The organism is Mesorhizobium sp. P2_E7 (assembly GCF_056403855.1).
Map to the genome: position 1 here is coordinate 123,068 of NZ_JBFUER010000005.1, position 23,053 is coordinate 146,120.

The 23,053-nt window shown below is 63.3% G+C and carries 21 protein-coding genes; 7 read left to right on the plus strand and 14 right to left on the minus strand.

Going from position 1 to position 23,053, the window contains the following annotated elements; genetic code table 11:
• Nucleotides 1–4: 4 nt before the first annotated feature.
• From AC1DYC_RS23595 to AC1DYC_RS23610, 4 genes are all read right to left on the minus strand, one after another.
• A complete protein-coding gene (locus tag AC1DYC_RS23595; RefSeq protein ID WP_477410207.1) occupies nt 5–994 on the minus strand; it encodes a serine kinase in 990 nt (329 codons plus the stop codon).
• On the minus strand, nt 991–1,425 hold the full coding sequence (locus AC1DYC_RS23600) for a lasso peptide biosynthesis B2 protein (RefSeq protein ID WP_477279082.1): 435 nt from the start codon (nt 1,423–1,425) through the stop codon (nt 991–993). The genes AC1DYC_RS23595 and AC1DYC_RS23600 overlap by 4 nt, the downstream gene beginning before the upstream one ends.
• Nucleotides 1,425–1,712 (minus strand): PqqD family protein, encoded by a 288-nt coding sequence (locus AC1DYC_RS23605; RefSeq protein WP_477410208.1) that lies wholly within the window; start codon nt 1,710–1,712, stop codon nt 1,425–1,427. The genes AC1DYC_RS23600 and AC1DYC_RS23605 overlap by 1 nt, the downstream gene beginning before the upstream one ends.
• A 532-nt stretch (nt 1,713–2,244) precedes the next feature.
• On the minus strand, nt 2,245–3,036 hold the full coding sequence (locus tag AC1DYC_RS23610) for a DUF2259 domain-containing protein (RefSeq protein WP_477410209.1): 792 nt from the start codon (nt 3,034–3,036) through the stop codon (nt 2,245–2,247).
• Between the two features lie 218 nt (nt 3,037–3,254).
• On the opposite strand from AC1DYC_RS23610, the gene AC1DYC_RS23615 reads away from it, so the two are divergent.
• From AC1DYC_RS23615 to AC1DYC_RS23635, 5 genes are all read left to right on the plus strand, one after another.
• On the plus strand, nt 3,255–5,162 hold the full coding sequence (locus AC1DYC_RS23615) for a propionyl-CoA synthetase (protein WP_477410210.1): 1,908 nt from the start codon (nt 3,255–3,257) through the stop codon (nt 5,160–5,162).
• Nucleotides 5,163–5,291: 129 nt separating this feature from the next.
• A complete protein-coding gene (locus AC1DYC_RS23620) occupies nt 5,292–6,371 on the plus strand; it encodes an acyltransferase family protein (RefSeq protein ID WP_477410211.1) in 1,080 nt (359 codons plus the stop codon).
• A 203-nt stretch (nt 6,372–6,574) separates the two neighbouring features.
• A complete protein-coding gene (locus AC1DYC_RS23625) occupies nt 6,575–7,282 on the plus strand; it encodes a metallophosphoesterase (protein ID WP_477410212.1) in 708 nt (235 codons plus the stop codon).
• 119 nt (nt 7,283–7,401) lie between these two features.
• Nucleotides 7,402–7,668 carry a type 1 glutamine amidotransferase family protein gene (locus tag AC1DYC_RS23630; RefSeq protein ID WP_477410213.1) on the plus strand — a complete coding sequence of 89 codons (267 nt, stop codon included), beginning with the start codon at nt 7,402–7,404 and terminating at the stop codon, nt 7,666–7,668.
• Nucleotides 7,669–7,691: 23 nt separating this feature from the next.
• On the plus strand, nt 7,692–8,054 hold the full coding sequence (locus AC1DYC_RS23635) for a type 1 glutamine amidotransferase family protein (RefSeq protein WP_477410214.1): 363 nt from the start codon (nt 7,692–7,694) through the stop codon (nt 8,052–8,054).
• Between the two features lie 33 nt (nt 8,055–8,087).
• Here AC1DYC_RS23635 and AC1DYC_RS23640 read toward each other — a convergent pair whose 3' ends face one another.
• From AC1DYC_RS23640 to AC1DYC_RS23665, 6 genes are all read right to left on the minus strand, one after another.
• The gene (locus tag AC1DYC_RS23640; RefSeq protein WP_477410215.1) at nt 8,088–10,466 is read right to left on the minus strand and encodes a polysaccharide biosynthesis tyrosine autokinase; all 2,379 of its coding nucleotides are present in this window, start codon (nt 10,464–10,466) and stop codon (nt 8,088–8,090) included.
• 191 nt (nt 10,467–10,657) lie between these two features.
• Nucleotides 10,658–11,554: a UTP--glucose-1-phosphate uridylyltransferase GalU gene (gene galU, locus AC1DYC_RS23645; protein ID WP_477279069.1), complete on the minus strand. Its 897-nt coding sequence runs from the start codon at nt 11,552–11,554 to the stop codon at nt 10,658–10,660.
• A 119-nt stretch (nt 11,555–11,673) separates the two neighbouring features.
• Nucleotides 11,674–12,624, minus strand: coding sequence for a glycosyltransferase family 2 protein (locus AC1DYC_RS23650; protein WP_477410216.1), 951 nt, complete (start codon nt 12,622–12,624; stop codon nt 11,674–11,676).
• Nucleotides 12,614–13,564 (minus strand): glycosyltransferase family 2 protein, encoded by a 951-nt coding sequence (locus AC1DYC_RS23655; RefSeq protein WP_477410217.1) that lies wholly within the window; start codon nt 13,562–13,564, stop codon nt 12,614–12,616. Before AC1DYC_RS23655 ends, AC1DYC_RS23650 begins: the two co-directional genes overlap by 11 nt.
• Entirely contained in the window at nt 13,564–14,559 is a 996-nt protein-coding gene (locus AC1DYC_RS23660) for a glycosyltransferase family 2 protein (protein WP_477410218.1), read from the minus strand. Before AC1DYC_RS23660 ends, AC1DYC_RS23655 begins: the two co-directional genes overlap by 1 nt.
• A 44-nt stretch (nt 14,560–14,603) precedes the next feature.
• Nucleotides 14,604–15,776, minus strand: a complete 1,173-nt coding sequence (locus tag AC1DYC_RS23665; RefSeq protein ID WP_477410219.1) for a glycosyltransferase family protein — start codon at nt 15,774–15,776, stop codon at nt 14,604–14,606.
• A 195-nt stretch (nt 15,777–15,971) separates the two neighbouring features.
• Here AC1DYC_RS23665 and AC1DYC_RS23670 point away from each other — a divergent pair, with 195 nt between their 5' ends.
• On the plus strand, nt 15,972–17,468 hold the full coding sequence (locus AC1DYC_RS23670) for a lipopolysaccharide biosynthesis protein (RefSeq protein ID WP_477410220.1): 1,497 nt from the start codon (nt 15,972–15,974) through the stop codon (nt 17,466–17,468).
• Between the two features lie 37 nt (nt 17,469–17,505).
• A complete protein-coding gene (locus AC1DYC_RS23675) occupies nt 17,506–18,528 on the plus strand; it encodes a phosphoribosyltransferase (RefSeq protein ID WP_477410221.1) in 1,023 nt (340 codons plus the stop codon).
• 12 nt (nt 18,529–18,540) lie between these two features.
• Here AC1DYC_RS23675 and AC1DYC_RS23680 read toward each other — a convergent pair whose 3' ends face one another.
• From AC1DYC_RS23680 to AC1DYC_RS23695, 4 genes are all read right to left on the minus strand, one after another.
• Nucleotides 18,541–19,620: a glycosyltransferase gene (locus tag AC1DYC_RS23680; RefSeq protein ID WP_477410222.1), complete on the minus strand. Its 1,080-nt coding sequence runs from the start codon at nt 19,618–19,620 to the stop codon at nt 18,541–18,543.
• 57 nt (nt 19,621–19,677) lie between these two features.
• A complete protein-coding gene (locus AC1DYC_RS23685) occupies nt 19,678–20,127 on the minus strand; it encodes a hypothetical protein (protein ID WP_477410223.1) in 450 nt (149 codons plus the stop codon).
• 14 nt (nt 20,128–20,141) lie between these two features.
• Nucleotides 20,142–21,590, minus strand: a complete 1,449-nt coding sequence (locus AC1DYC_RS23690; RefSeq protein WP_477410541.1) for a GMC oxidoreductase — start codon at nt 21,588–21,590, stop codon at nt 20,142–20,144.
• A 99-nt stretch (nt 21,591–21,689) separates the two neighbouring features.
• On the minus strand, nt 21,690–23,021 hold the full coding sequence (locus AC1DYC_RS23695; RefSeq protein ID WP_477410224.1) for a UDP-glucose dehydrogenase family protein: 1,332 nt from the start codon (nt 23,019–23,021) through the stop codon (nt 21,690–21,692).
• Nucleotides 23,022–23,053: the final 32 nt, after the last annotated feature.

Below are 23,053 nucleotides of genomic sequence, written 5' to 3' on the forward strand. Positions count from 1 at the left end.
CGCCTTAGTCTGCCAGTGCGGCGCGGATCAATGTTGACGCCTCGGCCGGGTTCGCGCCGACTTCCAGCGTAAAGGTCGGAACCGCTTTGACCAGCGTTGCGATCGTTGCCATGCGGCGCTTCTGCGCCGGCAAAAGGCCGGTCATGCCGGTCCTGACATTGTCGGTGGCGAGCGCCACCATGGCGTCAGTCCTAGTCATGGGTACGAGCCTGGTTTGCGCATCCGCCGAGCGGGCGAGATGAAGCAGCGCCGCAACCGGCCTGTCAACTGTCTCCTCGACGCGGATGATCTCGGCGAGACGTTCCAGCGAAACGGCCTGCTCGCCATTGGCGTCCCATTTGTCGCCAAGGCAGGGGACTACGAAAGGCAGCATTGCCGCGGTGTTGCGGTGGACCTTCACCTTGCGCGGCAAGCCCCAGGCGGTGATACCGCCGTCGGCCAACACCTTGAGGATCATGGCGTCGTCCGAGCACAGGCCGAAGCCTTGCGAGGCCAGCGCCAGCGACGTCGTCGACTTGCCGGTGCCGCTCGGCGCGTGGATCAGCACGAGTGCCTCGCGGCCGGGCAATGTCAGGCCGGCGGTGTGGAGCATGTGCTGACCGCCGGCATCGAGCGCAGCATCCAGCACCATCATCAGCAACGTCCATTTGACCTTGGCGTCGGGATGAACGCGGATCTCGGCCCAGCCCTCATCGGCATTGATCGAGGCGGTCTGCAGGCCGGGAAAGATCAGGTGAACGATGCCGCCGCTATCGATCAGCCGGCAATGGCCGTCCTCCGGCACCTCGCCGTCGAAAGCGAGTTTGCCGGCAGGCGATTCCTGTAACTCCGATGTCTCGACGATGTTGACGCGGAAAGCGGGCTCGACGGGGTCAGCCACACGCAACGTGCCAAGCAAAAGGTCGAAGCTCGGCCAGAGATCGGCCCGCGAGGCCGATATGCTGATGACCTGACCCTTGAGGTCAAAACAGAACGTGGCCGCCGAACCGGTCAAGCGGCATGCGCCTTTCCGGCATCGGCGTGATGGCGATAGATCTGCACCATGCCGGGGAGGCTGTCGCTGACCACCGGCCGGCCGTCGAGGCAGACCCAGCAATGGGCCGACATGCGCGGTTCCTGCATCGACTTCGGATCGACGCCGAAGCGCAGGTCCGGATCGAAGCCGGCAAAGCGCAGGAAGCGGTGGGCGAGCAGGCCTTCCCTGAGGCATCTGCGATCGCGCATCAGCCAGGGGTGTCTGACGGTGCGGTTGACGGCAGCCACGATGTAGGCGGACGACAGGCCGCGATAGGGGGTAGGCGCGCTGAGCGGCGCCCATTTCAACACCGATTCGAAGCTGCGGTGGCCTATCAGGACCGGCATCAGTCGCGCGCTTGTCCACAAATGGACGCGAAACAGGGTGCGCAGGAGAACGCCGTCCGCCATCAGAGAGCCGGGTCGGCCAGAATGCCTTCGCTCACCAGCTCGGCGGCCAACGCCGCCATGTCCTGGTCGAGCGTATCCTTGTCGATCTCGAACTCATCGGAAAGCAGGACGACGATCTGGTCGAGGCTGCGGGCGCCGTCGACCTTGTCGAGAAAGGCTTCGGTGGTGCCGTTGCAGGTGTAAAGCTGGCCGCTGCGCGCCAAAAGCACAACAGCGCCGTCGCCGACATGCTGGACCGAGGCGTCGTCCGCCAGCCGCAGGACCATTTCAGAAGCGATTTGGGCCATGGCGCCCTCCAGACCATTTTGCTGGAGAGCAGATAGCGCGGCGATGCGGCGCTGTCCATTGTGCGGGCGGGAAGGAGAACAGGTCAGTCTGACCGACCTGTGGCAATCCGGCAACGGCAACGCCTCTACGACACACGCAACCAAAACATGGTGGGGACATCCAATCCTGGGTTGTGGTAGCTTCCACATCGTTCAAGGTCTGAAGGCAGGAAAGCACCCCAGAAATAGTCGCGATAATCACTGCCGCAAACCGTCAAGCCGGCTATCGGACGGTGTCAAAGTCTTGCTTTTCTTACCTTAAGTAAGCTATGGAGTCGCCGGGTTTTGGGAGAGCATTGGGTATGCGTTACAATTGGGAGCGTGCTCCGACGGCGTTCGAACGCCATCGGAAGGCACTGGCAGCCGCCATATTGATTGCCGGTGGCGTCGGTCTGATGCTGGCGGCTTTGCCGCTTTAAGAACTGATGTCTGACACGATGCCCTGTTTCAGGGCTCATAAGCGGTTGCTGCCTGCCGCAAGGCAGGATGCGGCTCAGCGTGCCTGCCCGGTCACCGCAATGAAGCGGCGGTCGCGCCCCTCAAAGCCCTGGCTGAAACGCTGCACCAGCACCGCCAGCACGGCCGGTTTGCCGGGTGGGGTGTATTTGTAGGATTCCGACAGGCTGTAGGAGGTCGGGCAATTGCGCGAACCGGGCACCGCCTTGTCCTCGTGCAGCACCTTGAACGGGTTGCCGTCCTGGCCCTGCAGCGACAGGCGGAAGCCGAGCGCCTTGCCCGTCTTGTCACCTTGAAGTGCCTTGTCACCCTGGAGTGTCTTGTCGCCTTGCTGGTCGTCCGGCTTTGCATCGTCGAAGCTTGCCGAGCAATGCGTCTTCGAGTCGGCCAGGATCTCATCGAGCTGAAAGGTCGAAATCCCCGTTTCGTCGTAGAACGGCGACAGCCATTTCTGTCCAGCTTGCTCGAGGCGGAAGATGTCGTTGTACTCGACCGTGTCGTCCGGGAAGGTGAACCTGTCAAAGGCCGTGCGCTCACCGCGTGCGGCGATGGCATATTTGGCCAGGATGGGCGCGGCCTGCTTTGCCGCCTGTGCGCGTGCCTGCTCCACCGTCGTTGTCGCCTCTTCCGATTCGTCGACGATGAGGATCAGCTTGCCGCCGACGAATTCGTCGGTTCTCGTGTCGATGATATCGATCTGCGACCAGCCGGAAACGGCGGCGTCGATCTCGCCATATTGCTCGAACGCGAAATAATTGCCGTCGGGCGAAAAGCCGATGATGCGCCTGGCCGCGGCATCGCCAGCCTGGGCGGCGGAAACGATTGTCAACAGCAACGCTGCTGCAACGGCAGATCCAACCCCGTATCGCACCATCATTGCGCGCCCTGCCCCGATTTCAAACCCAGGCAATCGTGCCTGCAATTTGTGGCCAAGGCGAGATCGACTATCCGCCGAATTTCGGGAGCCACATGGCATTTGAGGGAAGACATGGCCGAAAAAACCCGCATAGGCTATTGCAGGTAGGGAATTTTCCCGAGGAGGGGTGAATGGCGTCACGCTACCATGAGGTCTACGACGGCTGGAAACGCGACCCGGAAAAATTCTGGGCCGATGCCGCCGAGGCGATCGACTGGTATTCGCCCTGGACCAGCGTGTTCGATGCCAGTGCGGGCGTTTACGGACGCTGGTTCAACGGCGCCACCTGCAACACCTGCTACAACGCTCTCGACCGCCATGTCGCCGGCGGCCGCGCCGACCAGATCGCGCTGATCCATGACAGCGCCATCACCGGCACGGTCAAGACATTCACCTATGCCGAGCTCAAGCGCGAAGTGGTGGCGCTGACGTCGGTGCTGAAGAACCGCGGTATCGGCAAGGGCGACCGCGTGATCATCTACATGCCGATGGTGGCGGAAGCAGCGATCGCCATGCTGGCCTGCTCCCGCATTGGCGCGGTGCATTCGGTGGTGTTCGGCGGCTTTGCCTCGCACGAGCTCGCGACGCGCATCGACGACGCCAAGCCGAAGCTGATCATCTCGGCGTCCTGCGGCCTGGAGCCGGGACGCGTCGTTGCCTACAAGCCGCTGCTCGACAAGGCGATCGAGATGTCGAAGCACAAACCGGACGCCTGCCTGATCCTGCAGCGCGACCAGCTGCGCTGCGATCTGAAGGACCATTACGACATCGATTTCGCCGACGCGGTCGCCCGCGAACGCGCTGCAGGCGCCAATGTCGACTGCGTGCCGGTGCTCGCCACCGACCCGCTCTACATCATCTACACCTCCGGCACGACCGGCCAGCCGAAAGGCATCGTGCGCGACAATGGCGGCCATATGGTCGCGCTCAAATGGACGATGGAAAACGAGTTCGGCGTCAAGCCGGGCGAGGTGTTCTGGGCGGCATCCGATGTCGGCTGGGTGGTCGGCCATTCCTACATCGTCTACGGGCCGCTGCTGCATGGCGCGACTAGCGTGCTGTTCGAGGGCAAGCCGATTGGCACGCCCGACGCCGGCACTTACTGGCGGGTGATCGCCGAACACGGCGTGGTGGCCCTGTTTACGGCGCCGACCGCCTTTCGCGCCATCAAGGGGCAGGACCCCAAGGGCGAATTCGTGCCGAAATACGATCTGTCCAAGTTCCGCACCTTGTTCCTCGCCGGTGAACGCGCCGACCCCGAAACCATCAAATGGGCGGAGCAGAAACTCAACGTGCCGGTGGTCGACCATTGGTGGCAGACCGAGACCGGCTCGCCGATGACCATCAACCCGGCAGGCCTTGGCCTGCTGCCGGTCAAATACGGCTCGCCCGGCGTGCCGATGCCGGGCTACGACATCCGCATCCTCGACGATGCCGGCCATGAGGTGCCTCGCGGCACTCTGGGCAATGTGGTGGTGAAACTGCCGCTGCCGGCGGGCTGCCTGCCGACGCTGTGGAACGCCGACGCCCGCTTCAGGCAGGCCTATCTCGAGGAGTTCCCCGGCTACTACAAGACCGCCGACGCCGGCATGATGGACGAGGACGGCTACCTCTATGTCATGTCCCGCACCGACGACATCATCAATGTCGCCGGCCACCGGCTGTCGACCGGTGCCATGGAGGAGGTGCTTTCGGCGCATCCCGATGTCGCCGAATGCGCCGTCATCGGCATCGCCGATCAAATGAAGGGCCAGATACCGCTCGGCTTCGTCGTGCTCAATGCCGGGGTCGCCCGCGATGCCGCTGCCATCGAAAGCGAGGTGGTCTCGCTGGTGCGCGAACGGATCGGCCCGGTCGCCGCCTTCAAGACGGTGGTGACGATCAAGCGCCTGCCCAAGACGCGCTCCGGCAAGATCCTGCGCGGCACCATGCAGAAGATCGCCGACAAGGAAGCGTGGACGATGCCGGCGACCATCGACGACCCCGTCATCTTCGACGAGATCACCGCGGCGCTCAAAGACCGCGGCATCGGGATCTGACCACCGGCGCTGCGGGGGCGGAGCCGCACAGAAGCGTGGCGGCAAAATCATCCCGCACTGCAATCGTCTGTTGTGCAATGCAGCAACAGACTTTAAAGTTTGCGCGGGGGGCCATCCCGAAGGTACGGCATGGCTCAGCACAAGACGACATTCGGCGGCGTCGACATATTGCGTTTTTTGGCCGCCGTCATGGTGATGTTCTACCACTACGGCTTTTGGGTATGGGCGTTTCCCGACGGTATTTCGGCCCGCGCCACCGGCGGTATCCCGCCGCATCCGGAAATGGCCTTTGTCGGCTCCGGCTGGGTCGGTGTTCAAATCTTCTTCGTCATCAGCGGCTTCGTCATCGCCTTCAGCGCCGAGCGCTCGACGCCCTTGCGGTTCTTCGAGGCAAGGGTGAAGCGGCTGGCGCCGGCCGTCTGGGTCTGCGCCCCGATCACCGCTGTCGTGCTGCTCTATCTCGGCCTCAGCTGGCCGACAGATGCGGTAATCCGATTGCTGCGCACCGGGCTGTTCGTTCCCTTCGATCCGTGGGTCGACAGCGTCTACTGGACGCTCGGCATCGAGATCGCCTTCTACGCCATTGTCTGGACATTGCTCAGGCTCGGCCGCTTCGACCTGATGGAAACGGTCGCCATCGTCATCGGGCTGGTCAGCACGCTGTTCTGGTGCCTGTATTATCCCCTCGATCTTTCCAACCTCGCCGAGACGCGCTGGCTGCTGCTGACGCTGGTGCATCATGGCTGTTTCTTTGCGCTCGGCGTCCTGTTGTGGCTGATGCGGTTCAAGGCGGTGACCCCGGCTCGGCTCGGCTTTGCCGCGGTGTTTCTGGCCGGCGGCGTGCTGGAGATCATGAGTTCCGTCGACGTGCATGCCATCAAGGTCGAAGCGGCGATGCCCTATGCGCCGCCAATCGTAATCTTCCTCGCCGCCGTGGCATCGATGGCATGGTCGTTGCGGCTCGATTTGTCCTGGTCCGGCTGGCGCCGCATCGGCCTGATGACCTATCCGCTCTATCTCCTGCATGACGTCGTCGGCGCGGCGATGATCGGCGCCATGATGCGCGCCGGCGTGCCCTATCCGCTTTCGATCGCCGTTGCCGGGGCGACGATGATTGCCGCCAGCTGGCTGGTGGCGATCGAGGCCGAGCCGCGCATCCGGCTTCTGCTCGACCACACCGTGTTCCGCTACCGCCTCAAGGCCGCCTGATCACCAAGCCTTGAGGCCGGCCGGCGAAAGCTGCCTGCCAACGTTATGGAATTTCCAACGCCTGCCCTGTATCCACGGGTTTGCGGTGCGCCACGAGGGCGCATCCGCGGAAACGAAACCCGACTTTCGGCAGGCATCGAGCCCCAGTGGCCTTGTTTCAGCGATCCAGACCCCCAAGGCAGGCGCCGCGCGAGCGCCTGGAAATGGATATGGAGGACACCGTCGTCTACGCGATCGGCGACGTGCATGGCTGCTACAAGGAATTGCTGTCGCTGGAAGAGAAGATCGCGCTCGACGGCCTGCAATTTCGCGGGCGCAAGATCATCGTCATGCTCGGCGACTATATCGACCGCGGGCCGCAATCGGCGCGCGTGCTCGACCATCTTCTGGCGCCGCCGCCACAAGGCTTCCTGCGCGTCTGCCTGGCGGGAAACCATGAAGTGGCGATGCTGCACTATCTCGACGGTTATCTCTCGCGCGATCGCTGGCTGGCGGTCGGCGGTCGCGAGACGCTGTTCTCCTATGGCGTCGATCCGGCGCGGCTTGCCAGCCTCTATGCATCCAGCGACGAGGTCGACCGGCGCGTAAGGGAGGTCATCCCGGCCAGCCATATCGACTTCCTGCGCAGCCTGCCGGTGTTGCTCTGTTCGGACAAATTCGTCTTCGTCCATGCCGGCATCAGGCCGGGCATCGACCTTGTGGCGCAGGATGAGCAGGACCTGCTCAACATCCGCGACGAGTTCTTCGACGCCGCCCATCTGCTCGACCGCTTTGTGGTGCACGGACACACGCCTGTCGACATCCCCCGGCTCGACGGACGCAGGCTCGATATCGACACCGGCGCCTTTCACAGCGGCCGGCTGACGGCCGTCAGGATCGCCGACAAATTCGGCAAGCTGATCTTTTCCTGAGGCAGAGCCTGTCCAGAAAAAGGCCGGGCGATTCTCTATCCCATGCTTCGAATTCGAGGTAACCATGGCAATAATACTCTCATTCGACAGTTGAATGAGGCTTTGCCAGGAGCGCGACGATGAGGATCGGCATTCCGGTTTACGATCATGTCGATATGCTCGACGTGACAGGTCCGTTCGAAATGTTCGGCTGGGCCGGATTCGACATCGATCTGCTTGCCGAAAAGCCGGGCATGAAACGGTTCCGCGGCAACGGATTCGCCTTTGAAGTCACCAAAGGCTTTGCCGAAGCGCGCAAATACGATGCGCTCTGGGTACCAGGCGGCGACCCGAAGGCTTTGCCAAGATCATTGACGACCCCAAGCGCAGATATCTCGATTTTCTGATCAAGCAGGCGAAGCGCACGCCGATGGTATGCTCGGTGTGCGAAGGCGCCATGCTGCTCGCCACCGCGGGGCTGCTTGACGGATACAATGCGACCACGCACTGGGCGTTCATTCCCTGCTTCGCCGAGCGCTTTCCCAAAGTCATCGTCGCCGAAGGCCACCCGCGTTTCGTGCTCGACCGCAACCGCCTGACCGGCGGCGGGATTTCGTCGGGACTGGACGAAGCGCTGATGTTGATCCAGCTGCTGAAAGGGACGGTTGCCGCACAGCAGGTTCAGCAAACGACGCAGTACTATCCCTCGCCACCCGTCAGCAGCGCCATACCGCCGGCGCCGGCGTCTTGCCCCATTCCGCAAGCCAAGGGACCAAAGCAGGCCAGCGTCTAACACTGGCCTGCTTGAACTCGTTCTGCGCTGGCTTTACGCGGCCGTCTTGGCACGCAGGTCTGACTTTTCGAGATAATAGCTCGAATAGCGGTCGAAGAATTTCTCCGAGCCGCCGAGCGAACCGTATTTCGCCAGCTTCTTCAGATCGACCTTGTTGAGCACGGCGCCGACGACCTTGTTGGCGACGTAAGGCTCCTGCTCCAGCAGCGAGCGCACCATGGCGCGCGGCGTGCGGCCCCATTCGGCGACCAGCACGAAGCCGTCGACCAGCGGCGCGAAGGCCTTGGCGTCGACCACAGGCCCGAGCGGCGGCAGGTCGACGACGATGTACTCGAACGTCTCCTTGGCGTTGTCGATGAAGCGCCGCATGCCGGCCGACGACAGCAGCTCGCTGGTGTGCGAGAACTGCCCACGCAGCACGGCCGGGATGATCGCCAGTTTGGTCTGGCGGTCGACCTTGCCGACCGACTGCCAGGTCTGGCCGTTGACCACGGCTTCCATCAGCCCTTGCTCGGCCTCCATGCCGAGGTTGCGGCTGAGGCCCGGATTGCGCAGATCGGCATCGATCAGAAGGGTCTTCGAGCCGTTGGCGGCAAGCAATCCGGCGAGATTGGCGGCGACCGTCGACTTGCCCTCGCCGGGCAGGACCGAGACCACGCCGATGACCCGGCTGCCTTGCCCTTCCATGACGACATCGAAGGCGATCTTGGCGTTGCGCAGCGTTTCGGAGAACATCGATGCCGGCGCGTCGACGCTGACCCGCATGCGCGCCCGCTTTTCGGCCGCCGACAAGGTGTTGGTGCCTTTGGCATCCGCCGCACCGTCGTCAGTATCCTTGCCCAGCCTGCCGCCGATTGTCGGCAGATAGCCGAGAAATTTGAGGCCGACGCGATCGCGGATGTCCTCGCCGGTCCTGAAGAAGCGTTCGTTGAACTCGTTCAGGCCACCAAAGCCGGCGCCAAGCAGCACGCCAAGCACCAATGACAGCGCCAGCACCCTGGAGGAGCGCGGGCTCGAGGCGGAAAGCGGCTGCGAAGCATCCGAGATGATGCGCACCTTGCCGACCGGGAAAGACTGCTGCTGCGAGGCTTCCTCGTAGCGGCCAAGGAAGGTCTGGTAGAGCGTGGTCAGCGCCTGCGCCTGCTGGTCGAGTTCGCGCAGCTTGACCTGGCTTTGGTTGTCGATGGAGCTCTTGCCGGCAGCGTCGGCGATCTTCTGCCTCAGCGACGTCTCGCGCGAAAGCGCGACTTCATATTCGTTGCGATAGCTTTCGGTCAGCTGCTTCAACTCGCCGAAAATCTGTGTCGACAGATCGGCCTTCTCCTTGGCCAACGCCACGGCTTGCGGATGGTCGGCGCCGAAATTGGCCGTCACGTCCTGAAGCCGCTTGGCGACGGTGAGATAGCGGGTCTTGAGCGTTGCAATGACGGAACTCGCCGGCTGGTCGCTCGATATGGCGGAATCGTTGAAGGCGTTGTCGGAACCGCTTTCGACGATCGCCTTGTATTGCTGGTAGCGGGCGCTGGCGCGCGCCGTATCGGCCTGCGCGACAATGAGCTGGGCGGTGAGGTCGGCGATCTGCTTGTCGCTGATCAGCTGGCCGTCGCTGTTGGCGGCCAGGCCGTGCTCGGACCTGAACTTCTCGACCGCGAGCGCCGCTGCCTGCGAGTTTTGCCGAAGCTCGGTCAACCGGCCCTGCAGCCAGACCGCCGCGCGCTCGGTGGCGTCGAAGCTGGCGTTGAGCTGGTCGGCCAGATAAGCATCGGCATAGGCCTTGGTAATGGCGGTGGCCAGCGCCGGATTCGTCGACTGGTAGCCGATGGCCAGCACATAGGAGCGGCCGTTGCGCTGCGCCAGCACCTCGCTCTGCAACTTCAGCACGGCGTAGTCGTGGCGCGCCGTCTGCATCATGGCCTGGCGTGTCGCCTCGTCGACGTTTTCCATGCCTGGGATCTGGTCGGCGGAACTGGAGCGGAAATAGCCGATCACGCCGCGCACGAAGCCGATGCCCTTGACCAGCGCCGATTGCGGCGGGTTCATGAACTCTGCGTTCTCGTCGAGCTTCAGCTTGTCGACCACCACCGAAGCCAACCGCGCCGAGGTAATGATTTCGATCTGGCTGAGCAGGGCGGCGTCGGTCTGCATGGTGACGGAGGCAGCCGAGATGTCGTCGACGACCTTGTTCAGGCCTTCGTCGATCAGCACGCTGGCGACCGACATGTATTGCTTGGGCGTGGTCTGCAGATAAAGCACGCCCAGGAACAGGCCGATGATGGCGCAGACCGCCACCACCTTGACCTGGCGCGCCGCCATGCCAAGCAGGCGCTCGACGTCGATGAAGTCTTCACCCTTTTCCTGATCGGTGTTGGGCAATGGCATCCTCTTGTCGAGAGGAAAGCTGGCATAGTTCATCTTCGGTCCAATTCTTTTTTACAGGCGCCGGAGCGAGACGGGGTCAGTCCCCGTCTCATCCGAAGCTGCGGAGATCGGGGGCAAGATATGCAACGCAAGCTTCATGCCATCTGGTGCCGGACCTGAACGGCCAGGCGCGCAAGCATGAGCTGCGCCATCGTCCAAACGCATATGCCCTCGAAAGATGGGCATTATGCGGCCACTTCCTGACGCTCATGCGACCGCACGAACTCCTGAAGCATTTTGAAGACCGGCCCCTTCATGTCGTCGCGCGCCAGCGCGAAGGCGATGGTGGCCTCGATGAAGCCTTCCTTGGAACCGCAGTCGAACATCCGGCCGTGGAACGGCTGGGCATAGAAAGACTGGCTTTTCGCCAGGCGGACCATGGCGTCGGTGAGCTGGATTTCGTTGCCGGCGCCGCGCTGCTGGTTACCCAGCAACGAGAAAATCTCAGGCTGCAGGATGTAGCGGCCGTTGATGTAGTAATTCGACGGCGCATTGGCCGGCGCAGGCTTTTCGACCATGGCCGTCACCTCGAAGCCGCCGCCGACCTCGGCGCCACGGCCGACAATGCCATATTTGCTGGTCTCAGACGGCTCGCAGCGCTCGACGGCGATGACGTTGCCGCCGGTCTGCCGATAGAGGTCGACGGTTTCGGCCAGGCATCCGCGGCCGCCGAACGACACCATGTCGGGAAGCAGCAGCGCAAACGGCTCGTCGCCGATGACTTCGCGCGCGCACCACACCGCATGGCCGAGGCCCTGCGGCGACTGCTGGCGGATGAAGCTGGTGGCGCCGGCCACCGGCAGCATGCTTTCAAGTGCCTCCAGCTGGGTCTTCTTGCCGGTCTGCTCAAGCGTTCCGATCAGTTCAGGATGCAGGTCGAAATAGTCCTCGATGACCGCCTTATTGCGGCCGGTGACGAACACAATGTGCTCGATACCGGCTTCGAAAGCCTCGTCCACCGCATATTGGACGACGGGCCGGTCGACCACGGGCAGCATTTCCTTGGGCATCGATTTGGTCGCCGGCAGGAACCGTGTTCCGAGCCCCGCCACCGGGATGACTGCCTTCCTGACTTTCTGCATCTGGTATTCCTTCTGAGAGAAAAAGATTTCTACCTATCGCCGGCTGATTCATTGTTGGAGCATGATCTTTTCCGAAAACCGGTTTCCACTTTTCGGGATCATGCTCTGGCCCGCATGCCTCATCTCCCCGTCCCCACGGCAAACTGTGCCGCCACCCTCCGTAGCCGGACGGCGATCGGCATCGACATATGCCTGACAGCCGCCGGATCACTTAGCGCGGTGCGTAACGCCTTCAACGGCGAGCGCGCCTTGATGTGCTGGACCAGCGACAGGAACGATGCCGCCTTGCGCAGGCTGCGGGCGCGCCTGGCGAAGGCGGCCGCAGCAGCCGCGTCCATGGAATTCGCCTCGGCGAAGACCGCATCGGCCTTGCGCATCGCCTCGACATGGTGAAGCTCGAGCACGCGCGATATCGAACCTGTGCGGATGTGGTAGATATAGCCGGTCGTCGGCTCGACCACGCATTTGCCACCCTTGGCCAGCGCGTTGGCGAGCAGGATGTAGTCCTCGCCGATGCTCAGATTTTCATCATAGCGAAGTCCGTTTTCGGTCAGGAAGCGGCGCTGGAAGATCGGCTTGAGATAGCCGAGATTGAACGTGGACTCGAAAACGATGTTGCCGGCGATGTAGTCGGCGAGCGTGATTTCACGCAGGCCTTCCAGATATTCGGCGGGAAACATCGTCGCTTCGGCGACGCCGTCCTCGCGCACCACCTGGAGGTTGTCGACGGCGATCACAGCGCCTGCCTTTTCCGCCCGCGCGATCATGGCGGCAAGCCGCCCGGGAAGGACGGCATCGTCGGAATCGAGCACCGCGACCCAGCGGCCGCAGGCCAGCTCGAGCCCGGCATTCCTGGCGCCACCCGGTCCGCGATTTGCGGGCAGTGCGACGACGCGGACGATGTCCTGCGGGTAGGCTCTCGCGACGTCGAGCGTGTTGTCGCGCGACTGGTCGTCGACGACGATGATTTCAACACTGACATCGCGCTGGGCGATGGCGCTGGCGATCGCCCGGTCAAGCGTGGCCGCGGCATTGTAGGCGGCGATGACAAAGGAGACGTCAGGCTGCACGCTTGCCTCCTTGCTGTGGGGATGGCAGGCCGTATTGGCGGATCTCGCTGATACCGACCAGGCCGCTGACGACACCGACATGCATGATGCCACGCAAGACGCTGCGGTTGCGGCGGACGGGGCTGATCGCGGTGAGTGCCGCCATGCCGAAGCAGTAGGCGGCCTTGGCCGAGGCAAGGCCGATATTCTTCGCGCGTCTGACAGCACCGGCATTTTGGCCGATGAGGTGGCCATGCGTCTGGCCGAAGCGGAAGCGGCGGCGGCGCAGCCAGTCGAATGCGGCGCGCGAACGCGGCACTACTTCCTCGACCCAGGCCTGCGGCGCAAAAGCGATGCGGCCGCCGTCCCTGACCATGCGATCGAAGAACTCGGTATCCTCGCCACCGCTCTGGCCGCGCGCCAGGCTGAAACGCCGGTCGCGCAAGCTGTCGGCGCTCATCCTCAGAAGCACGTTGCAGGTGTAGCCGGTGCGGATTTCGCCCTGCACCCAGACCGGCAAGGTCGAATGGAAATCGCCCTTGCGCATCCAGTCCGGCGCATCCGGGCGGTAGAGCGCCCGCACCGGACCGAGCACGGCCTCGGCGCCGCTTGTCTCCGCCGCAGCGACCAATTCGGCCAGCCATTGCGAGGAGGCGGTTTCGTCGTCGTCGATGAAGGCGACAAAATCCGCCGTGCTGGTGTCAAGACAGGCGTTGCGGGCGACCGAGATGTTGCGCGCCGGTGCATGCCGGTAGCGGACCAGCAGCTGCAATTCGCTCGCTAGGGCGGTCACCAGCGGCTCGGCGGTCGGCTCGTCGTCATTGTCGGCGACGATGACGCCGATGCCGAAGCCGGCGGGCATGGCAAGAGCAGCGAGCGAGCGCAGCGTGTCGGCCAGTTCCGGCCGGCGAAACGTGCAGACGCAGATGTCGATGCGACGATCCCTGGAGGCCATGCTCATCACGCCACCTTGCGCTGCGATCGCGCCCCGAGCAGTTGCAGCCAAAAGCCGACCGACCAGCCGAAATGCATGACCATGGCCGAAATACCGGCCAGCACATTGTTGGGATTGCGCTGGGTAATCGCGGTCACGATGCCATAGCCGAGACAGACCGAGGCCCAGACCAGCAGCGGCACCGCCGCCAGCCAATGGATGAAGGAAAATGCCGCGAGAAGAACGACCGGCGCCACCAGCAGCGGAATCATCTGCCGGACCTTCGGGATCATGCGGTGCTTGAGCACGTTCTTGGCGCGGCCGCGGCCATAGCCGAGATACTGGAAATACAGGCCTTTCAGCGACGAACGCGGATAGTAGACCATCTGCGTCTTGCCGCTCATCCAGATGCGGTAGCCGGCCTGGCGCAGCCGGTAATCGAGCTCGGCGTCCTCATTGTGGCTGAAGGTCTCGTCATAGCCGCCAACCGCAGTGAAGGCTGAAATGCGGATCAGCGCGTGATGGCCATGGTCGACCCATTCGCCGGCCGAGAGGTGCCGGTGCTTGGAGCCGCCGGTGCCGAGCTTGGAATTCTGAGCCGCCGCGACCGCTTTCTGCACCGCGCCGCTGCCGCTGGTCAGCATCGACACGACAACCGAATCCGCCGATGTGGCCAGCGCCTCCTCGACCAGCCGGTCGCAATAGTCGGCGGGATAGCCGCCATGCGCGTCGATGCGGATGAGATATTCGGCGCCGGCGCCGTAGCTGGCGACGGCAAGGTTGATCGCAGCGCTCTGGATGCGCTTCGGGTTGTGCAGGAGGATGACCTGAGGGTCCTTGGCCGCAACCGCCTCGACAATGGCCAAAGTGCCGTCGGTGCTGCCGCCATCGGCAACGACGATGCGGGCGCCGAGCCTTAGCGAGGCCGGCCTTAGCTGTTCGAGCAGCGCACCGATATGCGCCGCCTCGTTGAGGCACGGAATGACGATCAGGCTTGGCGGAAGCGCTCCGGTTTGCGTCATCGGCGTCTTCCCATGCTCTGCTCTTTTCCCATCGCCAATCATCCCTAAGCCAATGCCTCGGTGACGAAGGGGCCGCCGGGTGCCGCCGCCAGACCACGCAGCTTGTCGACAAAGGCGCGGCAGTCGCTGCGGTCGTAGCTCCAGGTTCTCGGATTGCGGGCCAGCACGCGCGCTTTGGCCTTGCCAAAGCGCTCCTGGTCCATCCGGCCGAGCGCGGTTTCCAGCGTCTCGGGTGTGGCTTCGGAGAGCAGAATGCCGATGTCCTGCTGGTTGAGGAAGCGCCCGGTCTCGGTGTTGCCCATCGAGATCGGCACGGCGCCGAAGCGGCAGCCTTCATAAAGACGGTTGGGCAACAGCCATTCCGAGTTCTGCCCTTCCTCGAAGAAGTCGATGGCCCAGGAGAAATGCACTTCGCCGTAGATCGCCGCCATGTCTTCCGGGTTGCGGTAGGGGCCACGGAAGGAGAGGTAGGGCTCGGCTTCGACAAAAGCGTGGAAATCCGGAAATTCAGAAAGTGCCGGACGGCCCCGCAGGACGACCTCGAAGCACCCGCTTTGGCGGCGGGTGAAATCGGCGAGCAGCTCCAGTGAGCGGCGGCAGCGCAGCGCGCCGAACCAGCCAATGCGCCAGGGCGGCGCGACAGGGTTTTCCGCCTTCAGGCGATCGTCCGTGGCGATCGGCGCGGTTTCGAAATATTTGTTTTCGACCAGTTCCACCGGTGCGGCGACTTGCCCGAACGGCTTGAAATAGTTGGCGATGAAGGCCGGCGAACTGGTCACCAGAAGCTTCACGTCGCGGGCGAGATAACGCTCCGCGGTGCGCAGCGCCTTGCCCAGCATGTCGTTGCGCAACACCAGGCGGTGGATGTCGAGGCATTCGTAAACAATCGGCACGCCGCTGAAGACTGCCTTCGCACGCCTGGCCAGCGCCAGCATTTCCAGATTGCGCGCGATGATGAGGCCGGGCTTGGGCATCGCCGCAAGCTTCGAGCCTATCGACAGCGCCGCCTTGGCGACCGCCGCCATGCGCTGGCCGAATCGGCCGTCACGCGTCGCGCCAAGGTCGATCGGCTGCAGACCCTCGACGTCGGGAACAGCATTTGTGGTCCGACGGAAGCCGGCCAATGTGACCCGCGCGCCGCCTGCCCTGAGCATTATGATCCGCCGGCGCACGGCCGGGTCGGAAACGTCGTGCACAAGGTACAAGACATGCAGCATGAAAACTCGACCGCTGTTGGCCCACCCAAGGGAATGCTAACCCAGCTTTTGCTGCATCGCAACATTTTTGGTGCGCCGTAGCAATAAGTGCACGTTTTTTGTTGCACTGCAAAAACGTATTGCTGTAGTTTGTTGATGGCGGCGGGCGCCGGTCGTGACGATTGTCGGACCGGCGTAAAATCAGGAATCCTGAATTTGGAAACCAGTGCATTCGATCCGCCCGAGGGCTCACTGCGCAAATCGGTCGGACGCGGCGCTGTCGTTACCGCCATGGCGCAAAGCGTCCGGGTCGCAACGCAGATCGTCTCAGTCATCGTGCTGTCGCGGCTTTTGTCGCCGCAGGATTTCGGCGTGGTGGCGATGTGTGCGCCGGTGCTCGCCTTCATCGCGCTGTTCCAGGATTTCGGCCTGACCCAGGCGACCATCCAGAAGACCGGGATCCGGCACGAGGAGGTCAACTACCTCTTCTGGGTCAATGTCGCGGTCAGCGCCGTGCTGGCTTGCGTGCTTGCTGGCGCGGCACCCCTGGTCGCAGCCTTCTATGGCGAACCGCGGGTGACGGGCCTGGTGGCCGCGTTCGGGCTGCAGATCATGGCCTATGGGCTCGGCGCGCAGCATCTGGCGCTTTTGACGCGTCGCATGCATTTCGCCCGGCTGGCGGCAATCGAGGTGGCAAGCGCGGTCTTCGGGCTGGCCGTCTCGATCGCCTGGACCTTCATCGACCGCTCCTACTGGGCGCTCTTCGCCGGCACGCTGACGGGTGCCGTGCTGCCGACGCTTTGCTACTGGGCAAGCTCGCAATGGCGCCCCGGCCTGCCGCGCAAGGTCGACGGCATCAGGGCGCTGATCAATTTCGGCGCCGGCATTACCGGTTTCAACTTTGCCAACTTCTTTGCCCGCAATCTCGACAATGTGTTGATCGGCAAATATTGGGGCGAGGCGCAGCTCGGTCTCTATGACCGTGCCTACAAGCTGCTGTTGTTTCCGCTGAGCCAGATCACCAATCCGCTGTCGAAGGTGATGGTGCCGGCGCTGTCCAGGCTGAAGGACGAGCCGGACCGCTACCGCAGCGCCTATCTGCGCGTCATGCCGCTGATCCTGCTGGTGGCGTTGCCGGGCGTTGCCTTCGCCACTGCCATGTCCGACGTGCTCATTCCTTTCGTGCTTGGCGAACAATGGCGTGCAAGCGCCTCGATCTTCCTGGCGCTCGGCTTTGCCGGGCTGTTGCAGCCGCTCAACAATCCCGCGGGCTGGCTGTTCGTCAGCCAGGGCCGCTCCGGCGATTTCATGCGCTGGGGCATCGTCACCGCGGTGACATCGGTGATCGCCTTCGTAATCGGCCTGCCATATGGCGCGTTCGGCGTCGCGGTCGCCTATGCGGTCAGCGAATATATGCGCACACCATTCCTGTGGCTCTATGTCGGCAAGAGCGGACCGTTGCAGGCCCGCCATGTGCTCTACGGGGCAGCGCCTTTCGTGCTCGGCGCGCATCTGGCGCTGGCCGCCGTGTGGTTCGCCAAGCCGCTGCTGCCGGCACAGCCGGTCATCGCGCTGGCTGGAGGAGCCGTGCTCGCCTACGTCATCACCATTGCCGTCTCGCTTGTGTTCAGCGCCGGCCGCGAGGCACTCCGGGAGGCCATAAAATTGATACCCGCACGGGGCTTTGCCCCGGCACCCAGCGAGGCGAAGTGACCATGTTTTGTCGCGCGTCTATTTGAGGGCTAGCACCATGAATTACCGATCGATCTCAGACATGAACGACGCCATCCTGCGCAATCTGCACCGGTTGCCGCGCGACATCGACCTGGTGGTGGGCGTGCCGCGCAGCGGCATTCTCGCGGCGACGCTTGTCAGCCTGACGGCCAACATTCCAATGACCGATCTCGACAGCTTTCTCGCCGGCAGGATCTACACGTCGGGCATCACCAAGCGGCGCGCAGCGCTCGACCGGCAGCATGCCGACATGCGCAAGATCCTGGTGATCGACGACAGCATCGCCGGCGGCAACGCCATACGCGATGCCCGCAACAAGATCGCTGCCGCCGGCATCCAGGGCGATTTCATCTACGCCGCGGTGTTCGGGCTGCAGCCGCAGCACCAGGAGACGGATGTCGTGCTCGAGGTCGTGCCGCATCCCCGGATGTTCCAGTGGAATTTCATGCACCACATCTTCCTCGAGCAATGCTGCGTCGACATTGACGGCGTGCTCTGTCTCGATCCGACCGAGGAAGAAAACGACGACGGGCCGATCTACGAGAAGTTCCTGGCCGAGGCGCGGACCCTGCTCGGACCGACCCGCAAGATCGGCTGGCTGGTCACCAGCCGGCTGGAGAAATACCGCAAGCTGACCGAAGCCTGGCTCGCCAAACACGAGATCAAATACGACCACCTGATCATGCTCGACCTGCCGAGCAAGGCGGAGCGGCAAAGGCTCGGCGCGCATGGCAGCTTCAAGGCCGAGTTCTACCGCAAGTCGGACGCCATCCTGTTCATCGAGAGCGAACACGAGCAGGCGCTCAGAATAGCCAAACTGTCGGGCAAGCCGGTGCTGTGCGTCGAAACCAACATCGTCTCCTTCCCCGACACGCTGTCGCTGCCGGCGCTGGAGCAGGCGGCGCGCAACCTGCCGGCCAGACTGCGCCAGATCAATTCGCCCGAGGGGCGCAAATCCGTGGTCAAGAAGGCAGCGCGCACACTGCTCGGCGAACGCGGCTACGAGAGCTTGAAGAACCGGGTCAAGCGGCCGGCCTAGATATCGCTGGCGCTACGCGGCCTTGCGCGAGCGCTGTTGCGCCGCCCGATCGATCAGCGAGAAGAAGGTCGCGAACTGCGCTTCCGGGTTGAGCGCCGGCCGCTCGGAGAAGGCGCGTGCCGCCGCTGATACCCGCTTGTATTCCTCGCTGTCGTTCCACAGCCGACTGACCGCTGCTGCCCAGTCGGTGAGCGGCGCGTCATAGTCCAGCACCACGCCGCCGGAGCCGATCGCTTCGGGCAGGCCGCCGCGGCGCGAGCCGACGACGGGAATGCCGCTGCAATGGGCCTCCGACGCCACACGGCCCCAGGCCTCTTCCCACTTTGAGGGCGCCAGCAGAATCTTCGTGCGGCCATAGACGGTCTTCATGTCGCTGGTGCGGTTTTCCAGCGTGACGTTGCCGAGCGGTGCGATGGTCGCTTCGATGCGGGCGCGATGGTCGTCCTCCAACTTCCAGCTCTCGACGAACAGGAACGGGATTTCGGGGCATGCGCCGGCAATGCGCACCGCAAGATCGAAGCCTTTTTCCTCATAGGGATTGATCAGCGTGACGAATTGCCCGGTCGTTGGCGTCGCGTAATGCGCCGGGTTGATGGTCGGCGGAATGACCGTCGCCTCGATGCCGAATTTTTCCTTGTAGGTGCGCGCCGTGAATTCGGAATTGGCGATGTACAGCGCAGACTTCAGGTCGCGCAGGTCGCCGGAGAGTTCGTGGAACTCGACATTCCTGAGATAGACAACCAGCGGCACGCCCTCGGCCTGCAGGGCTTTGCCGATCGGAACCGAGTTGTGGCACTGGACCACGGCGACATCCGGCTTGAGCTTCTTGACGGCAAAGCCAGCCGCCTCCCACGGAAACCAGGCCCGTACCACGGGGTAGCCAAGGTGGGAATCGATGGCGCCGCGCTGTCGCAAGAGCTTCATCTTGGCGCGCGCCTTGAGGCCGAACATGCCGTCGCCGAACAAAGCGGCCAGCACCGAGGCTTCGTGGCCATGTTCGAGCAACTGCTCGGCCAGATGGTGGGTGCTGGACTGGACACCGCCGCTGAACTCGGGTGGGTAGCCGCTGCCTCCTGCAAAAAGCACTTTCATCGGACTGTGTTCCTTGTCGTTATTCTGGACGGCCGCAGACGACGCCGTTGCCGTTGCTCAAGCGACCTTGGGCGGCTCCAGATTGGCGAATGGATTGGTGCATGACTGCCACCCGGTGAAGCGGATGGGATCGTTCGGCGAGCTGCGCCAGGCGTAGTCGGTCAGCATGTGGAATTCGGCGAGCACGACGCGGTCGAAGTGATGGAGATAGCGGCGCTTCTCCCGCGGCAGAAGCTGGCGCGCCTGACCCAGTTTTGCCGTCTCGAGCAAGGTGACGGCGTCGCCCAGGTTTCCGCTCGGGGATATCCAGGGATTGCGGTTTTGAAATTCCACAACGAACTGCTGCAGATGCTCGACCCGCATATTCAACTTGCCGAGGTATTTTTCGAGCGTGACCAGGACCAGGTCCTCGTCCGAGAAGGAGGACACGGCGGCATAGGCGATGCCGGTCGAGGCGACCCCGCCGGCGACGAAGGCGAGTGCTGCACGGCGCGATATCTTCATCATTCCGGCAGCTCCCTTCATGCCGCTATCCGGCTTGCCGCCCGCATCGAGAGCGCTGCCGCCGTCAGACTCGGATTGACGCAGGAACAGGTCGGATAGGTGCTTGTGCCGACGACGACGAGGTTCCTCAACTGGTGGTGGATCAAGTCGCGGTCGACCACCGAATCGGCCGGGCCCGTGCCCATCCGCAGCGTCCCCTGGACATGCGATTCCGTCGGTCTTATGCCGCGGTCGAAAATCCGTTCCACCGGCAGCGGGGCGAGCAGTGCCGGCAGCTTGTCCAGCGCTTTCGCCATGCCCTGGACGGCGTAGTCGGAAGCCCCCTTGAAGGAGACGAAGGCGTTCTCGTCCTCGTCGAGGACAACGTGATTGTCCGGGTCGAGCAGGTTTTCCGTCACCATGACGATCGGCAGCGTCTGCCGCAGCCGTCCCTTCTCCGCCCGCATGCCGTGCTGCCAGCGGTTTTCGAAATAGACCAGGGCTGCCGCATGTTCGGCCCGGTGCGGGCCGTCATAGAGGCCGAAATTCAACCCGGTGGTGATGGTGGAGCCGTCGAAATTGTCGACACCGTCGAGATAGACCTCGAAATTCCAGCCATAGGATTCGTGCAGGCCGAGGCCGACGAACTCGCTGCCCAGTCCGGAGCGCAGCATGATCGCCGGGCTCTGTATGGCATTGGCGCCGAGCACGAACAGGTCGCCGCTGACGGTGTACTCCTTGCCGTCATGCATGAACGTCACCGAGCGCACGGAACCGCCGACATGATCGAGCCGCCGCACTTCCGCACCGAGACAGACCGAAACGTCGGGATGCTCGAAGACGTGCATGAGGCCATTGTTGACGGTGAATTTCGCATCGGCTGGGCAGAGCCAGCAGCGCAGATTGGCGCAGCACGATGTGCGCTGTGCGGTCGGCAACCGGGCGCGTGCGGTCGGCATGACGAAATGCTGGCCCGGCTGCGCCGCCTTCATCATCCGGTCCGGCGTCGACATGCGATGCGGCGGCTGCGGAAACGGTTTTGAGCGTGGCAGCATCGTCGCCATGTCGGGATCGCCCGAAATCGACATGACCTCTTCGGCCTCGCAATAGAAAGGCTCGAGCTCGTCATAGGAGATCGGCCAGTCATTGCCGATGCCATAGAGGCTCTTCAGGCGGAAGTCACTCGGATGGAACCTGGGCGTCTGCGCAAACCAGCAATTGGTGCCGCCGCCAAGCCCGATCGTATAATTCCAGGGCTTGTCGGCATTGTCGGTCTTGTAGGTCGTCTCGTCATCGATGTCGGTGTTGGCATTCTGCTCGAGCTGCCATTCATGCGTGTTGTGGCGGCCCCACTCCAGCACCAGGACGCGCGCCTTGCGGCGCTGCGCGAAGGCATGCAGGAAGAAGGACGATCCGAAACCGGAACCGATGACGACGAGATCGAAATGTTCCTTGGCGATTTGCTCGGGTTTGACGTCAAGCACCATCAGATATTGCCTTTCTTGCGACACGCCCCACCCCATGGCGTCTTTGTCGTTCGTCCAGGCCCACCCCCCGGTCAGCCGATTTTCTCTGCGGCGTTTAGACTACGCCGCCATCCTGCCGATCGAGAAATACTCGATGCCGTGGCGGGCGATGACCTTGGGATCGTAGAGGTTGCGGCCGTCGAAAATGACCGGCGTGGTCAGCGCATCCTTCACCGCGTCGAAGGACGGGGCGCGGAAACTCTTCCACTCGGTGGCGATCAAAAGCGCATCGGCGCCGCGCAGTGCCGCCTCCTTGGTACCGCACAAGAGCAGATCGTCGCGCAGGCCGTAAATGGCCTGGCATTCCTGCATCGCCTCGGGATCATAGGCCTGCACATTGGCGCCGGCCTGCCACAGCGCCTCCATCAGGACGCGCGCCGGCGCCTCGCGCATGTCGTCGGTGTTGGGCTTGAAGGCGAGGCCCCAGAGCGCGAAGGTCTTGCCCTTGAGGTTGCCCTTGAAATAGCGGTGCACCTTGTCGAACAGCACCGTCTTCTGCTCGTTGTTGCGCTCCTCGACGGCGCGCAGCAACCTGGCGTCGAACTTGACGCCTTCGGCGGTCTTGATCAGGGCGCGCACATCCTTGGGGAAGCACGAGCCGCCATAGCCGAGGCCGGGATAGATGAAGTGGTAGCCGATGCGCGGATCCGAGCCGATGCCCTTGCGCACCTCCTCGATGTCGGCGCCCAGCTGCTCTGCCAGATTGGCCATCTCGTTCATGAAGGAGATCTTCGTCGCCAGCATGCAGTTGGCGGCGTACTTCGTGAATTCGGCGCTGCGCACGTCCATCACGATCATCTTCTCGTGGTTGCGGTTGAATGGCGCGTAGAGCTCGCGCATCACCGCCTCGGTGTCCTCGCTGTTGGTCCCGACAATGATGCGGTCGGGCTTCATGCAGTCGGAAACGGCGGAGCCTTCCTTGAGGAATTCCGGGTTGGAGGCGACGTCGAAAGCCAGATCCTGGCGGCCGCGCGCCTTCAGCGTCTCGGCAATCTTGGCCTTGACCTTTTCGCAGGTGCCGACCGGGACGGTCGACTTGCCAACCACGATCTTGGGGCTGTCCATCTCGCGGCCGATGGTCTCGGCCACCGCCAGCACGTATTTGAGGTCGGCCGAGCCGTCCTCGCCGGGCGGCGTGCCGACCGCGATCATCTGGATTTCGCCATGCTTGACCGCGGCTGCGGCGTCTGTGGTGAACTGGATGCGTCCGGCGGCGTGGTTCTCCTTGACCAGGGCCTCCAGTCCGGGCTCGAAAATCGGCACGAAGCCCTGGTTGAGCCGCTCGACCTTTTTGGCATCGACATCGACGCACACCACCTGGTGCCCGACTTCCGCCAGCACCGCGGCCTGCACGAGACCGACATAGCCAATTCCAAAGACCGTCAAATTCATTCGGGTTAATTCCTGTTCACGCCCTTTGGCCT

Bases quoted from the DNA above. Each gene is read 5' to 3' on its own strand.
- AC1DYC_RS23600 (WP_477279082.1), bottom strand. From the start codon at position 1,425: ATGGCGGACGGCGTTCTCCTGCGCACCCTGTTTCGCGTCCATTTGTGG.
- AC1DYC_RS23605 (WP_477410208.1), bottom strand. From the start codon at position 1,712: ATGGCCCAAATCGCTTCTGAAATGGTCCTGCGGCTGGCGGACGACGCC.
- AC1DYC_RS23615 (WP_477410210.1), top strand. From the start codon at position 3,255: ATGGCGTCACGCTACCATGAGGTCTACGACGGCTGGAAACGCGACCCG.
- AC1DYC_RS23620 (WP_477410211.1), top strand. From the start codon at position 5,292: ATGGCTCAGCACAAGACGACATTCGGCGGCGTCGACATATTGCGTTTT.
- AC1DYC_RS23625 (WP_477410212.1), top strand. From the start codon at position 6,575: ATGGATATGGAGGACACCGTCGTCTACGCGATCGGCGACGTGCATGGC.
- AC1DYC_RS23630 (WP_477410213.1), top strand. From the start codon at position 7,402: ATGAGGATCGGCATTCCGGTTTACGATCATGTCGATATGCTCGACGTG.
- AC1DYC_RS23635 (WP_477410214.1), top strand. From the start codon at position 7,692: ATGGTATGCTCGGTGTGCGAAGGCGCCATGCTGCTCGCCACCGCGGGG.
- AC1DYC_RS23640 (WP_477410215.1), bottom strand. From the start codon at position 10,466: ATGAACTATGCCAGCTTTCCTCTCGACAAGAGGATGCCATTGCCCAAC.
- galU (WP_477279069.1), bottom strand. From the start codon at position 11,554: ATGCAGAAAGTCAGGAAGGCAGTCATCCCGGTGGCGGGGCTCGGAACA.
- AC1DYC_RS23655 (WP_477410217.1), bottom strand. From the start codon at position 13,564: ATGAGCATGGCCTCCAGGGATCGTCGCATCGACATCTGCGTCTGCACG.
- AC1DYC_RS23660 (WP_477410218.1), bottom strand. From the start codon at position 14,559: ATGACGCAAACCGGAGCGCTTCCGCCAAGCCTGATCGTCATTCCGTGC.
- AC1DYC_RS23665 (WP_477410219.1), bottom strand. From the start codon at position 15,776: ATGCTGCATGTCTTGTACCTTGTGCACGACGTTTCCGACCCGGCCGTG.
- AC1DYC_RS23675 (WP_477410221.1), top strand. From the start codon at position 17,506: ATGAATTACCGATCGATCTCAGACATGAACGACGCCATCCTGCGCAAT.
- AC1DYC_RS23680 (WP_477410222.1), bottom strand. From the start codon at position 19,620: ATGAAAGTGCTTTTTGCAGGAGGCAGCGGCTACCCACCCGAGTTCAGC.
- AC1DYC_RS23685 (WP_477410223.1), bottom strand. From the start codon at position 20,127: ATGATGAAGATATCGCGCCGTGCAGCACTCGCCTTCGTCGCCGGCGGG.
- AC1DYC_RS23690 (WP_477410541.1), bottom strand. From the start codon at position 21,590: ATGGTGCTTGACGTCAAACCCGAGCAAATCGCCAAGGAACATTTCGAT.
- AC1DYC_RS23695 (WP_477410224.1), bottom strand. From the start codon at position 23,021: ATGAATTTGACGGTCTTTGGAATTGGCTATGTCGGTCTCGTGCAGGCC.